Origin of the sequence: Actinospica acidithermotolerans, assembly GCF_018139625.1 — a bacterium.
GTDB classification, from domain to species: domain Bacteria; phylum Actinomycetota; class Actinomycetes; order Streptomycetales; family Catenulisporaceae; genus Actinospica; species Actinospica acidithermotolerans.
In genome coordinates this window covers 1-13,529 of the sequence record NZ_JAGSOH010000003.1, presented here as the reverse complement: position 1 = coordinate 13,529, position 13,529 = coordinate 1, and the positions used below count along the sequence as shown (strand labels likewise).

The 13,529-nt window shown below is 71.5% G+C and carries 14 protein-coding genes; 9 read left to right on the top strand and 5 right to left on the bottom strand.

Annotated elements, in window-relative coordinates:
• Positions 1-38: 38 nt before the first annotated feature.
• Both KDK95_RS01760 and KDK95_RS01755 read right to left on the bottom strand, forming a co-directional pair.
• Positions 39-983, bottom strand: coding sequence for an anti-sigma factor RsbA family regulatory protein (locus KDK95_RS01760; RefSeq protein ID WP_212516178.1), 945 nt, complete (start codon positions 981-983; stop codon positions 39-41).
• Complete coding sequence (locus KDK95_RS01755) at positions 980-1,771, bottom strand: DEAD/DEAH box helicase family protein (protein WP_212516177.1); 792 nt, start codon at positions 1,769-1,771, stop codon at positions 980-982. The genes KDK95_RS01760 and KDK95_RS01755 overlap by 4 nt, the downstream gene beginning before the upstream one ends.
• A 161-nt stretch (positions 1,772-1,932) precedes the next feature.
• Between KDK95_RS01755 and KDK95_RS01750 the strand changes: the two genes are divergently transcribed.
• Together KDK95_RS01750 and KDK95_RS01745 are read left to right on the top strand one after the other, a co-directional pair.
• Entirely contained in the window at positions 1,933-2,460 is a 528-nt protein-coding gene (locus KDK95_RS01750; protein ID WP_212516176.1) for a DUF488 domain-containing protein, read from the top strand.
• A 38-nt stretch (positions 2,461-2,498) separates the two neighbouring features.
• Positions 2,499-3,731 carry an NAD(P)/FAD-dependent oxidoreductase gene (locus KDK95_RS01745; RefSeq protein ID WP_212516175.1) on the top strand — a complete coding sequence of 411 codons (1,233 nt, stop codon included), beginning with the start codon at positions 2,499-2,501 and terminating at the stop codon, positions 3,729-3,731.
• Between the two features lie 12 nt (positions 3,732-3,743).
• Here KDK95_RS01745 and KDK95_RS01740 read toward each other — a convergent pair whose 3' ends face one another.
• Both KDK95_RS01740 and KDK95_RS01735 read right to left on the bottom strand, forming a co-directional pair.
• Positions 3,744-5,444 carry a hydroxysqualene dehydroxylase gene (locus KDK95_RS01740; protein ID WP_212516174.1) on the bottom strand — a complete coding sequence of 567 codons (1,701 nt, stop codon included), beginning with the start codon at positions 5,442-5,444 and terminating at the stop codon, positions 3,744-3,746.
• Positions 5,445-5,489: 45 nt separating this feature from the next.
• The gene (locus KDK95_RS01735) at positions 5,490-5,738 is read right to left on the bottom strand and encodes a DUF4235 domain-containing protein (RefSeq protein WP_212516173.1); all 249 of its coding nucleotides are present in this window, start codon (positions 5,736-5,738) and stop codon (positions 5,490-5,492) included.
• A 195-nt stretch (positions 5,739-5,933) separates the two neighbouring features.
• Here KDK95_RS01735 and KDK95_RS01730 point away from each other — a divergent pair, with 195 nt between their 5' ends.
• Positions 5,934-6,275, top strand: coding sequence for a hypothetical protein (locus KDK95_RS01730; protein WP_212516172.1), 342 nt, complete (start codon positions 5,934-5,936; stop codon positions 6,273-6,275).
• 4 nt (positions 6,276-6,279) lie between these two features.
• Positions 6,280-7,371, top strand: coding sequence for a glycosyltransferase family 2 protein (locus KDK95_RS01725; protein WP_212516171.1), 1,092 nt, complete (start codon positions 6,280-6,282; stop codon positions 7,369-7,371).
• A gap of 210 nt (positions 7,372-7,581) precedes the next feature.
• On the opposite strand, the gene KDK95_RS01720 is transcribed toward KDK95_RS01725, so the two are convergent.
• On the bottom strand, positions 7,582-8,715 hold the full coding sequence (locus tag KDK95_RS01720) for a carboxylate-amine ligase (protein ID WP_212516170.1): 1,134 nt from the start codon (positions 8,713-8,715) through the stop codon (positions 7,582-7,584).
• 98 nt (positions 8,716-8,813) lie between these two features.
• On the opposite strand from KDK95_RS01720, the gene KDK95_RS01715 reads away from it, so the two are divergent.
• The 5 genes from KDK95_RS01715 (at position 8,814) to KDK95_RS01695 (ending at position 13,432) form a co-directional block, all read left to right on the top strand.
• Positions 8,814-9,101, top strand: a complete 288-nt coding sequence (locus tag KDK95_RS01715; RefSeq protein ID WP_212516169.1) for an adhesin — start codon at positions 8,814-8,816, stop codon at positions 9,099-9,101.
• Complete coding sequence (locus tag KDK95_RS38790) at positions 9,076-9,486, top strand: PfkB family carbohydrate kinase (RefSeq protein ID WP_212516168.1); 411 nt, start codon at positions 9,076-9,078, stop codon at positions 9,484-9,486. The genes KDK95_RS01715 and KDK95_RS38790 overlap by 26 nt, the downstream gene beginning before the upstream one ends.
• A complete protein-coding gene (locus tag KDK95_RS38785) occupies positions 9,435-9,854 on the top strand; it encodes a PfkB family carbohydrate kinase (RefSeq protein ID WP_212516167.1) in 420 nt (139 codons plus the stop codon). Before KDK95_RS38790 ends, KDK95_RS38785 begins: the two co-directional genes overlap by 52 nt.
• Positions 9,855-10,211: 357 nt before the next feature.
• Positions 10,212-11,753 carry an MFS transporter gene (locus KDK95_RS01700; protein ID WP_249160033.1) on the top strand — a complete coding sequence of 514 codons (1,542 nt, stop codon included), beginning with the start codon at positions 10,212-10,214 and terminating at the stop codon, positions 11,751-11,753.
• A gap of 161 nt (positions 11,754-11,914) precedes the next feature.
• Complete coding sequence (locus tag KDK95_RS01695; protein WP_212516164.1) at positions 11,915-13,432, top strand: hypothetical protein; 1,518 nt, start codon at positions 11,915-11,917, stop codon at positions 13,430-13,432.
• Positions 13,433-13,529 lie beyond the last annotated feature (97 nt).

Here is a 13,529-nt window from a genome sequence, read left to right as displayed (position 1 = left end):
GAGCCGGATGCGCGTTCCCCGGCCCGCGCTACCGCGGCTTACGCGTGCCGGTCGGTGCGATCGATCCAGAGCCGGATGCGCGTTCCCCGGCCCGGGGCCGAGCGAAGCTGCACGAGGTCGCAGAGCTGGTTGACGAACCAGAGGCCGCGGCCGCCGAGCTGGCTTGCCGGGGGGCGGCGCTGGCCGACGAGCGCGTCGGTGATCACGCCGTCGTCACGCAATTCGCAGATCAGCGCGTCCTCCTGCGCCCACACGACCAGAGTCCCGGTTCCGCCGCCGTAGCGGATGCTGTTGGTCGCCACCTCGCTCACCGCGAGGATCAGCTCGCGCGTCCGCTTGAGCGGCAGGCCGTGGGCCCGGGCGAAGGAAGCGACCTTGTCGCGAACCGCCGACAGCTCGTCGATCGTGAAGGTCATGCACTCCACGGCCCCGGTCGGCGCGGTCAGATCGTCCTGCGCGTACGGCTCGAGGAAGTAGTCGGCGACCGGGGAATAGCCGGTGCCGTCCCATACCTGCGGGTGGCAGCGGGTGAGGGATTCGATCGCCGAGGCCGATTGCAGCCCCGTGTCCACAGGGCACAGCAGCGACCAGGCCGGGGCCTTGGCGAAGGCCTGGTTCAGCAGCCATTCGGCGTAGCGCGCCTCGCCCTCGTACGCCGAGCCGCGCTGCGTCGCGGTCGCGTCGTTGATGCCGTGCACGGCGCGTCCGTCCGTGCGCCGGTCGATCCAGTCCTGCCACGCGGGGATCAGGCGACCCGGGTTACGGCCGAGCGCGGCGGTGTCCATGAAGGTCACGCCGTCGTCGGAGGGCAGGTGCGAGCCGAGCAGGGCGCGGCGCTCCTGCGACGTCGCGACGAGGACGGCTGCCCCGGCTGCGCGCGCCTGTTCGATGTACGAGAGCGTGCCGGCGACGTACTGCTGCTGGCCCGCGTACGGGTAGATCATGTGCAGCAGGCCCGGCGAGGCGGCGGTGATCTGGCTCATGACCGCACCTGCACCGCGACACCGGAACCGCCGTAGCCGGACAGTTCCCACGTCCACCGGACGGTCTCGTTCGCGCGATCGAGCAGCACGGACGCCCCAGCGGTGGCGGCCACGGTCTCCACCAGGGCCCGCCACGCCGCCGCCTCGACGAGTTCGAGCCGCTCGCAGCTCAGCTGAAGGTGGGGCGCGCGCAGAAGGGCCCCGCGCAGTGCCGCGGTGAACGCGCGCAGCGAATCGAACCCGACACTGCCTTCGAGGGCGTAGCAGTGCGCGCCGGTCGGCCGCAGACGGAACCCGGACGCACTCTGCCTCACGTCGCTGGACGCGCCGACGACCCGCGAATGCACGGCCGCGATATCGCCGAGCAGCGTCGGCTTCCACAGCGGGGTCCGGTAGGCGCAGACGACGCCGGTATCGGCGTCGGCGGCCAGCTCGGCGAGCTCCAGTTCGACCGCGACCACCTCGGCCGCCGGCGCGTCCAGCGAGGTCAGGCACTCCATGGACGCCAGGACCCAGGGCGTGCGACCGGCGCGGCGAGCTTCGTACACGCGATCGCGTACGGCAATGAGGGCGGCGAGGGTGTTGCGTGACGTCGCGGCCGGGCTCTCGTCCTCGCTACCGCCGTGACCGGTCTCTTCTTCGTCGAGGACGATCAGGCCACCCGCGTGCCGACGAGCGTGCGCCGTGAGCGCATCGCGGCCTGTGGCGTAGTCCTGCGCCGACGCCGCCCGCCAGCAAACGTGCTCGCCCGCTGCCAGGGCCCACGGCTCGATCATGGTCTGCGTCACCGGTCCATTATCCCGTCCCCTGAGATGCCACGGCGTCACGCCCCGCTCCCGGAACTGTCTGCGCCGAGTTGCCCCGCTGCGCGCGCGCAAACGGGGTTCGGCGCTGCGGTTGTCCGGGCACTCGGGATCACCGAGGCTGGAGTCGAGTCCGAGGTGGCGAGATGAACGACCGGATCTGGACCATAGGGCACTCGACGCGGGAATTCGAGGAGGTCGTGGCCATGCTGCGCGAACACGACGTCGAATGCCTCGTCGACGTCCGCTCGTTCCCATCGTCGAGGAAGTTCCCGCAGTGGAACAAGGCGGCGATCATCGCCGCCCTTCCCTCCGACCTGGAGTACCGGTGGCTCGCCGACCTGGGCGGAAGGCGGCACACGCCCGTCGGCGTGTCGAGCCCGAACGGCGCCTGGCGGGTCAAGGCGTTCCGTGACTACGCCGACTACATGGCGACCGAGGGATTCGGAAAAGGACTGAACGAGCTGCTCGACGTGGCACGGCACAGCCGCTCGGCGATCATGTGCAGCGAGGCGGTACCGTGGCGGTGTCACCGCCGGCTGATCACTGACGCACTGATCGTCGAAGGTGCGCAGGTCGTCGACATCATCTCGCCCACCGACGCCCGAACCGCCGTCCTGAATCCGACAGCAGTGCTCGACGACGGCGTCCTGACCTACCCGCCGCGACCATGAACAGGCATGAACGGCGGGAGTCCGGAGACTCTGGAGGCGTGCCAGTCAGCGGCGCCTCTGAGGTCATCGTCGTCGGCGCCGGGTTAGCGGGTCTGACCTGCGCGGCGGACCTGTGCGCGGCGGGGGTGTCCGTGCGCGTGCTCGAGGCGGGGGACCGGCCCGGCGGCCGTATGCGCACCGACGTCCGCGACGGCTTCCGGCTCGACCGGGGATTCCACATCTTCAACACCGACTATCCCCAGGTACGTCGCCACATCGACGTGCACGCGCTCGACCTGCGCGGTTTCGCTGGCGGATGCCTGCTCTGCACGGATTCCGGCCGGCACCTGCTCGGCCATCCGCTGCGGATGCCGGGAGCTTGGCACGAGGCGGTCCCCGGCCACCTCGCCTCGGCCGGCGACCTCGCCAGGGTCGCCGCGTGGTGCGCCAAAGAGCTCGTCACCCCGGTCTCGCGGCTTGAGGCCGCCAAGGACACCAGCGCACGCGCGGCCCTCGAAAAGGCCGGCCTGTCCAAGCCCTTCATCGACGGTGTGCTGCGGCCGTTCTTCGCCGGCGTCTTCTTCGATACCGAACTCGCCACCTCCAGCCGCGTGCTGCACCTGGTGTGCCACAGCATGCTGCGCGGCACGATCGCGCTGCCGGCAGAAGGCATCGGCGCCGTCCCGCTCCAACTCGCCGAAAGGCTGCCAGCGGGTGCCCTCGAACTCGAACGCCCGGTCACGCAGCTCACCGACGCGGGCGTATTGCTCGCCGACGGTACCGAGCTACCGGCGGACCACGTCGTGATCGCCACGGATCCGGCGACCGCCGGAGACCTCGCGCCCAGCGTGCAGGTGCTCGATTCCGTGCCCGTCACCACGTACTACCACGCGGCCCTACGTCCGCCGACGAGCGAGCCGATCCTGCTGATCGACGGCACACTGCGCGTGCTCACCACGATCGTGATCTCGAACGCGCTGCCCGCCGCCGCGCCGGAAGGCACCGCCCTGATCGCGACGTCCCTCGCCACCGCTGCCCCGCCGCCCGAAGCCGTCGTGCGCGAAAGGCTGGCGGAGCTCTACGAGACGGACACCTCCGACTGGCACGAGGTGGCGACCTACCGGATCGCGCGTGCGCTGCCGCGGATGGACCCGCCGTGGCCGCTCACCCGGCCCTGCCGGATCGGCCCGGGACGGTACCTGTGCGGCGATCACCGGGCCACCGGGTCGGTGCAGGGCGCCATGGCCAGCGGAGCGCGAGCGGCCCGCGAAGTCGTCGCCGCACTCGGCTGAACCGGACCTCCGTCAGACGTTGCCGACGTCGAGAATGTGCGGCAGGCCTTGGCTCCACCGCTCACGATCGACGTCCTTCGCGCGCGCGAACTCAGGCAGCTCGTACCTGTCGAACGTCTCGACCGGGAACGATTCGGCGCCGCCGTTCGCCGCCTTTAGCAGGGCATTGACAGCGCGGCGGGCGGCCTCGTTCGCGGTCTCCATCGTGGCGAAGTCGACGTTGCTGTAGGTGCGCACGTAATCGGCGGCGAGGAAGAGGTTGCCGATGGCCGTGGACGCCTCCGGCCGCAGATCCCAGGAACCGGTGCTGTTCATCAGGAAGGGCTCGTCGTTGCGCAGCCCGTGCTCAGCCTCGATGATCGCCTCGTCCAAGTACCAGGAGTGGACCATCGAGTCTTCGAGTACGACGTCGCCCTCTTTGTTCAGATGAGCCTGCATCTGGGCCCAGACTTCGCGGGCGACCTCCTGCCGGGTGCACGCGCGTGCGGGCTTGCCGTAGAGCAGTCCGGGAGTGTCCCAGTCGGAGATGACCACGGACAGCGACTCCCGGGCCCGGCCGTCGCCCCACGTCTGCGCGAACGGAGCGCCCCAGAACCTGGATTGCGCGACGGACGCGAGCTTCCAGGGCGCGTCGATGTGGAAGACGTGGCCGGGGAAGGCGGGCACTGGACGGCGTAGGAAGTACTGAATTCCGTTGGACCACGTGTGCTGGAGCCGGTCCATCGCGGCCAGCCGCGGATCGGCCGTGCGCAATGCGGCGTTCCACAGGCGCACGGCCCGGTCTGCGGGGACGGCCGCGACGAACCAGTCGGCGTCGATACGGGTGGTGGTGCCGTCGGCGGCGCGGGCTCGGGCCGCGGTCACCCGTCCGTCGCGCACCTGCAGATCCTCGATCTGCCGGCCGAAGGCGAAGCGCACGCCGAGCGATCGCAGGTGGGCGACCCACGGGTCGATCCACGCCTCGCTGGTGGGTGCGTTGAAGACGCGGTCGAACGCGGCAGCACTGCCGAGCCCGAAAACGCTGAAGAAGATGGCTTCGAGCCCCTGGCCCACGGTGCGCACGCTCGCGGTGCGCGGCTTGAGCGCCTCGAGGATCTGCACGCCGCCGCCCCAGATCCGCTGGTAGTCCTCGGACATCCGTGCGGCCTGGATGTAATCCCACCAGCCCGTATGCTCCCATTGCCCGTACTGCCGCCCGTCGCAGCTGCAGAACAGGACGCTGACCTTGCCCGCGAGGAAGAGCAACTCGGCGGGCGGCAGCAGCGGATGGTCGTCGAGAAGCTGGGCGAGGGTGCTGACGAGGAAGCCCGCGTTCTCGCGCACCGGTGTCGAGAGGTTCAGATCTCCGGGCCGGAGCGGGATCGGGACGCCGGCCCGGTCGCCCGCGCGGGCGAGATCGAACCGCGGCACGGGTGCCAGACGGTCCTCGACCGTCGCGTCGGGCGCCACGGGGATGCGGCGCAACGTGTCGGGCAGGTGGTGGTAGAAGCCGAGCACCATCCGGTGCCCGTGCTCGCCGGGCAGGTCGCGCCGGCCCCCGGTGCCGGTGTCGGGGACGAACAGGGACCTGGCCTTGCCGCCGGCCACGCCCCGCCGCTCGTAGACGGTCACCTCGAAGCCCCGCTCGGCGAGTTCGTGCGCGGCGGTCAGCCCGCCGACTCCCGCGCCGAGGACGGCGACGCGGCGGCCGGTCGAAGCGGAGTTCTCGGCCATGGTGCCCTCCCGGACGCCGCGGCCGCACGCCGCGACGCAGCTCGATCAGCCGCTTTGCCCCTGCTCCGAACGGCTGGCCAGACTCCGCTCGATCACGGCGTGCACGAGGGCGAAGACCGCCCCCTGGAGCGCCGCGGCGAGCAGCACCGTCCGCCAGGAGCGGGCGGTGTCGGCCGGATCGGGCACCTCGCGTCCGCCGTCGGCCTTGCGCCACAGCGAGCGGAAGGCGACGCCGACGGCCGAACCGGCGAGGAGGCCGACCGGCTTGACGACGAGCAGCTTGCGTGTGTCCACGACTCCGACTCCCATCCCAGGCTCCGTCGCCGCGGGTCCGGTCCGCGGCGATCACAGGGGTGGTTGCCCCGATCTTCGGCGTCAAACAACCGACCCCTGAGCGGCGTAGCGCGACCCGGCCCATCGACCGTCGTTTCGCGTCGGCGCGACCCGGGTACGCGGCGGGCCCGTGACCGAGAAGAGACGAGAACGACGATGCTAGTCACCGATACCGCCGCCGAGCTGATCGACGAGCTGACCGACCGGCCGGGGGTGGTCCAGAGCCTCGGCCTGCGGATCACGGCGGGAGCCGGAGCCGGGGCCGGCGCCGACGGCGACGGCGGCGAGCAGGCGGACGCCGGGCGGACGGACGGCGCGCAGTTCGCGTTCGCGGTGACCGACTGCCCGGGACCGCTGGACGAGGTGCTGCCCGTGCGCGGCGGCCGGCTCTACCTCGACGCGGCCGTGGCCGACGGCCCGACGGACAAGATCCTCGACGCGCGGCGGTCCGACGACGGGCAGATCGTCTTCCACATCGGCGGCGAGCGGATCGGCTGACCCCGTGGACCGCGCCGGCTCGACCGCCCTGCGCACGACGGTGGTGATCGCCACCCGTGATCGGGCGGCGGAGCTGTGCGCGGCACTCGAACGGCTCGAGGCCCTGCCGGAGCGCCCGGCCGTCACCGTCGTGGACAACGCCTCGGCCGACGGCACACTGCGCCGCGTCGGCCACCGCTTCCCGTTCGTCCGGCTCATCGGCCTGCCGGAGGACCGCGGCGCCTCGGCGCGGACGATAGGGGCGCGGCTGGCCCGCACGCCGTGGATCGCATTCTGTGATGACGGCTCCTGGTGGTCGGCCGACGCGCTGGCCCGCGCCGCGCGGTACCTCGCGCGATCCCCGAGACTCGCCCTGGTCGCCGCCTGCGCTAAAAAGATGGCCGAGCCGGGCGGCCCCGCCGATCCGGCGCCGCGCGGGCCGGCGGCCGGCCCCCTGCCGGGCGGTCCTGGCGCATCCGGCCCTGGGGCATTCGGCGGTGGGGCATCCAGTCCCCGGGCATCCGGCGGTTGGGTATCCGGCCCGCGGGCATCCGACCCTGGGGTATCCGGGACTGCGCCATCCGGGCCGGGGGCATCCGGGCCTGAGGTATCCGGCCCTCGGGCATCCGGGCCTGAGGTATCCGGCCCTCGGGCATCCAGCCCGGCGGTGCTCGGCTTCCCCGGGTGCGCCGCCGTCGTGCGCAGGGATGCCTACCTCGACGTCGGCGGCTTCCATCCGCTGCTCTGCCCCAGCGGCGGGGAACGGCTGCTGTCCTACGATCTCGCCGCCGCGGGCTGGGACCTGGCGTATCAAGCCGACGTCGTGGCCTACCGCCAGCCCGCGGCGGCCGAGGACGCGGCTGCCCGACGCGCTCTCGACCTGCGCGACGACGCGCTGATCGGCTGGCTGCGCCGCCCCATGGCGCGGGCGCTCGGCTTCACCGCCGATCTGGCGCGCCGAGCCGCAGAGGACGACGCGGCCCGCCGGGCCCTGCGCACGCTGTGCGCCGGCCTGCCGACCGCCCTGCGCGAACGCCACCAACTGCCTCCCGCGGTCGAGGCGCGTATCCGGCTACTGGAGGACTGCGGGTCAGGCACCCACGCGCTACCGGCCTGACGCCACCAGCTGCCCCCCGCGGTCGAGGCGCGTATCCGGTTACTGGAGGACTTCGGGTCTGGCACCGACGCGCTACCGGCCTGACGCCACCAGCTGCCTCCCGCGGTCGAGGCGCGTATCCGGCTGCTGGAGGACTTCGAGGGAGCCGACGGCGCGCTACCGGCCTGAGGGCGTAGTACCGAAGCCTGCGGTCGCCGGCCGTCGAGCTCGTCAGCTCCCGTCAGCCGGAACGTCCGTCGTCTCGGCGGCGAGGTGGTCGACGAGGCCGGTCCACGAGCGGGTGCTTGCGTATACGGCGCGCTGCCGGTCGGCGCCGTTGCCCTCGCGCAGCAGCCGGCGCAGCGTGGCGGCGGCGAAGGGCAGGTCGCCGAGGGCTTCGAGTGCGGGTCCGGCGCGCAGCATCAGCGCGTCCAGGAGCGCGGGTACCGGGACCTCGGTGTCGGTCGCGGGATCGAACAGCCGCGCGGCCAGGCCGTGCCGACAAGCCAGGAGGTGGTTCTCGGCCAGGCGCCTGTCGTCGATCCGCTCCGCGATCTCGGCGGCACCGTCGCGCGCGAGCAGGTCCGTGGCCAGGGCCCGCAGCAGCACGGCGAGCAGGACGGTGGTGTCGAGGTCGCCGTTGACGTCGGCCACCCGGATCTCCAGCGTGGGGAAGTGCTCGCTCGGCCGCGCGTACCAGTAGAGCATCGCCCGATCGAGGATCACGCCCCGGTCGATCAGATCCTGGACGTGCTTGTCGTAGCCCTCTTCGTCGAGCACGGGCGCCGGGCCGACGGTGGGCCAGCGTCCGTAGGTGTAGCCGCGTCGGCTGACCCAGCCCGTCTCCTCCTCGGCGGCGAACGGCGAGTTGGCTGTCAGCGCCTGGAGCAACGGCAGCCAGGGCCGAAGCCCGGCGCTCACCGTCAGGGCCTCGCCCCGGCTCAGGGAGCCGATGTGGACGTGGCAGCCGCTGATCTCGCAGTCGGCTGCCGAAAGCACCGCGCCGAGGTGCTCGGCGACCTTCAGGTAGCGCCCGTGCTCGCGGATCGGCAGCGGGCGGCTGGTGCGGATCGCGCACGGGCTGGCGACGAGCAGGCAGCCGGCGCGGGCCGCCGCGCCGGCGGCCGTCCGGCGGCAGCGGGCGAGATCGTCGCGCAGCTCGTCGGCCGTGCCGCACGGTCGGCTCCGGGCCTCGAGCTGGGAGAGGTAGAACTCGCTGGCCACCTGGTCGCCGATCTCCTCGCGGGCGAGTGCGACGACCTCGTCCGACCGCGCGGCAGCCATCCGGGTACCCGCATCGGCGAGCAGGAATTCCTCCTCGACCCCGAAGGTCAGCCGGTCCCTGCCGAAAACCTGCTCAACCACGGCGCCTCCGTCGGTGTGTGATCCGGGAGCGGCCGGGTACCCGCTCGGCGGCTGGTTACGCCCTGGCCCCGGACGTACACCATGGGAAGGACACGCACATGTTGAGGCTCACCGACACCGCCGCCGACCTGATCGGCAAGCTGAGCACGCAGCCCGACCTGCCCGACACGGCGGGACTGCGCATCGAATCGGCGTCCGCGCCGGGCACGGAGGGCGGCCTGGCCGCCGAGCTGGCCCCCGGCCCCGGACTGGACGACCAGGTGGTCGAGGTGCGCGGCGCGCGCGTCTTCCTCGACGCCGAGATGGTCGACCACCTCTCCGACAAGGTGCTGGACGCCGAGACGAAGGAGGACGGCCAGGTTGCCTTCCACGTCAGGCAACAGTGAGAGCACCGGTGAGAGCAGGCCGAGCTCCGTCGTCGTCTGCGGCCCGGTCGGGCGTGATCTGGTGCTGCTCGTCGCCGAGGTACCGGACGCCGGTACCTCGGCAGCCGTCCGCGAGCGGCGCGAGGTACTCGGCGGGAAGGGGGCCAACCAGGCCGTGGCGTTCGCACGCCTCGAAACGGACGTGGCCCTGGTCGGCGCGGTGGGCGACGACGACGCGGGCGCCGACGTTCTCGCGCGCGCCCGCGCCGACGGTATCGACGTGTCCTGCGTCGCGCGGCGGGCTGCCGCGTCGTCCTCGACGGCGCACCCGGGGACGAGCACCGCGAGAAGCTTTTGGGGCTGGCCGACGTCGTGCGCGCGGATGCGCATGAGGCCGAATTGCTGACCGGCACGCACATCGAGGACGAGGCGGCCGCGCTGCGTGCCGCGAAGGACCTGCTGCGGCAGGGCCCGAGCCTTGTCGCGTTGGCCGTGGAGGGCGGCGGCAATCTGTTCGCCTGGCCGGACGGGCACCGGTACTTCCCGCTCGACGAAGTCGAAGCCGTGGACACGACGGGTGCCGGCGACGCACTGGTGGCGGCGCTGGTCACGGGACTTCACCGGGGCCTGTCGCCGCAGGAGGCGGGAAAAACCTGGGCGGTGGCGGCGGCATCGCTGACCGTGGAGCATCCCGGCGGGCGCCCGCGGCTGACGCCCGGATCGCTGCTGGCGCGCGTCGAGCGTCAGCAGGGGCGGGGCGCCGAGGACGGCTGACCCGCGCCGAGGACGTTTGACCCACGTCGAGGACGGTTGACCCGCGTCGAGGACGGTTGACCCGCGTCGAGGACGGTTGACCCGCGCCGAGGACGTTTGACCCACGTCGAGGACGGTTGACCCGCGTCGAGGACGGTTGACCCGCGCGTCCTCGCCCCGGCTCGCGCCATTCCGCCGCTCGGATGCACGCTGGATAGATGCCGTGCCGTGCCCGAATCCGACCCCGAACCTGTGGCCGACCCTGACCCCGACCCCGAACCGGTGCCCTAACCTGTGCCCGGACCCGAACCTATGCCCTAACCCGAACCCGAACCCGAACCTGCATCAGCTCGCCGATCGCGCGGAGGTATGGATCGCATGGATAGGAAATGGTGGACGCTGCTGGCGGTGTGCGTCGGGACGTTCATGCTGCTGCTCGACGTCACGATCGTGACCGTGGCGCTGCCCGATATCCAGCACGCGCTGAACGCGAGCTTCAGCGACGTCCAGTGGGTCATCGACGCGTACGCCCTCGCCCTCGCTTCCTTCCTGCTGACCTCCGGTGTCCTCGCCGACCGCTACGGGCGCCGCCGGCTGTTCCTGATCGGTTTGGTGATCTTCACCGCAGGCTCGCTGCTCTGCGGCGTGGCCCAGACGTCGGTCATGCTCATCGTCTCCCGGGCCGGGCAGGGCGTCGGCGGGGCGATCATGTTCGCCACCTCGCTGGCCCTTCTCGGCCACAGCTTCCGCGGCCGGGACCGCGGCGTCGCATTCGGGCTGTGGGGCGCGATCACCGGCGCGGCCGTCTCGCTCGGCCCGATCCTCGGGGGAGTGATCACCACGGGAATCAGCTGGCGCGGCATCTTCCTGGTCAACATCCCCATCGGCATCGCCGCGGTGGTCGTCACCCGCCTGCGGGTGGACGAATCGCGGGTGGCCCACCCCGGCACCCTCGACCTGGCGGGCTTCGCGCTGCTGACCCTGGGTCTCGTCGGCCTCGTGTACGGCCTGATCCGCGCCGGCGAGTCCACGTGGAGCGATTCCGGGGCGATCATCTCCCTGGTGGTCGGCGGCGTGCTGCTGATCGCATTCGTCTTCGCCGAGCTCAGCGTCGCCCACCCGATGTTCGACCTGAGCCTGTTCCGCAAGCCGACCTTCGTCGGCGGCCTGGTCGCGGCCTTCGCGATGAACGGCTCGCTGTTCGCGATGTTCCTCTACCTGGTGCTGTACCTGCAGAACGTCCTCGGCTACTCGGCACTCGCCACCGGTACGCGGATGCTGGTCTCCAGCGGATCGCTGCTGGTCGCGGCCACGATCGCGGGCAGGCTCAGCGAGCACGTCCCGGCCCGCTGGCTGATCGGGCCCGGGCTGATCGCCGTCGGCATCGGACTGCTGCTGATGACCGGCCTGACCGCGAGCAGTTCGTGGACGCACCTGATCCCCGGCCTGATCGTCTCCGGCCTGGGCGCGGGGTTCGTCAATCCGCCGCTCGCCTCCACGGCCATCGGCGTCGTCGAGCCAGAACGCGCGGGCATGGCCTCCGGCATCAACTCCACCTTCCGCCAGGTCGGCCTCGCCACCAGCATCGCCGCTCTCGGCTCGATCTTCACGACAGAGTTGCGCAACGAGCTCGCCAACGCGCTCGCGGGCACGCCGCTGGCCGCGCGCGCCGACCAGATCGTCAGCGCCGTCCGCCAGGGCCAGACCGGCTCGGGCAGCAGTGCTCTTCCACCGAACATGCGCGCCGAACTGCAGACCGCGATCCGCTCCAGCTTCACCGGCGCGCTCAACGACCTGTTCCTCGTCACCGCCATCCTCGCGCTGGTCGGCGGCGTGATCGCCGGTGCGCTCATCCGCAGCAAGGACTTCATCGCGCGCGAACCGGCCCCCTCCGAGCGCGACCGCGCCGCGGCGGCCTAGGTGTTCTGTCCTCTGCGGCTGTCAGGGCCTTTCGGCCCTTGAGCTACCGGCGGCGGGTGGTTTCCTCCCGGTGAGCCCGTTGATCCGGACGGGTGAGAGCGGTTCGTCGGTACGGAGCGTTGTCGCGGAGAGGGGGTTTGCCGCCCGGATAAATGGGAGACATGATCCGACTCTCTCTGATCCGATCTCGCGCCCTCCTCGCGCTGACCGCCACCGCGCTCATGGTCGCGTCGAGCGCGACAGCCGCCGAGGCCGCATCGATTCAGCCTTCGGACGCTTCACAGGCGAAGTTCCTGGCCGCCGAAGGGCCCCATTCGGCATCCGGCACCGGCTGGCAGACGGCGCGGTTCCTGCGGCAGTTGGGCAGGTACGGCTACGTGTCCCAGTCGGGCGCCGAAGCCGTGTTCGACCTCAACGAGCGGTACTGCTCCGGCGCCGTGTTCAGCGGCATGTGGCCCAACCCGCAATCGCCGTACATCGTCACCCGGCTGCCGGAGGTGCCGGGCCAGGCACCCAACACCAACCCTCCCGTCAGCTGGCGGCTGCGCCAGGACGAGGCCGTGGTGCTGATCGGAACGACGCCGCCCCCAGAGGAGTACTACTCCTTCGACCTCACGATGGTGCGGGGTTCGCTGCAAACCGGCCCGGTCCTGTGGACCTCGATCGGTGACCCGATCAACCTCAAGACGGTGCGCACGACCGGCCCGACCCCGTTCGGCCGGTCGTTCGCGCTGGTGATCACGGGCAACCGGCGCACGCAGGCCAAGGTCGACAAGATGCTGGCCGCTTCCGGCCTCGGCGCCGCGACGAACAACATGACGATTCCCCCCGCCATGTTCCGGCTCGGCCTCGACGCGGGCGCCGACCAGTTCCTGCTCGGCATGCGCACCTCGGCGCCCCTTCCCGGCTTCGAGCAGGCGCTCGAGCGGTACCGGGCGACGCCCCCGCTGCAGGTCTTCCGGGTGCGCCCCGGCGGTTCCGGCAACCAGACGCAACCGGTGTACCTGCCCGACCCGCTGCCCGTCCCCAATCTCCGCGTCTCCGGCACCGGTGCCACCGAGCTCAACCTCAACCCGACGCTGCAGCTGCTGCGGCAGCGGATCATCGACGCCCACCCGGGATACAACGCGACCGATGGCGTGGTGGAGCGCGGCTTCGAGGAGTCCTACCCGGGCCTGCAGGACAAGCTGGTGATCGACCCGCCGACGACCGGAGTGGGAGCCCTCTCCAACGACGCCGACGACCCGATCACGCCCAACTTCGCGCTGCCGGAAGGTTCCTTCCTCGTGGCCTACGGCACGAACCACTCGGCCACCGGGCAGGCGGCCTACTCGAGTGTCACGGTCTACGCCGATGAGAAGGCGGCGGTCGCACTCGCCGCCGAGAACAACCTCAACCTGTACGGCAGCGCGCGGGACTTCATCGGCGACCAGAAGAACGCCGACAAGTTCTACGCCTGGACGTTCAGCCGCGCCGGCGACGGCGGGCCGACCGGCGCGCACGTCACCATGCTCCCGTCGACGAACTCCGACTTCTGCGCGCAGTACGGCGGGAACCGGCCGGTCGACCTGAGCACGCTCCGCCTCGTCGCCCGCGCCTACATGCAGCCGGCGACGCTCAGCCGCCCCGCGCTCTCGTCACTCCTGCTGGACCGCGTCCTCGTCTTCACTCCGAAGTAGGACACCTGAGAAGCCTGCGACAGTAATCGCTGACCCGCCACTGCTGATGGTTGACCTGTCCCTTATACACATCTCCGAGCCCACGAGACTGCAGCTA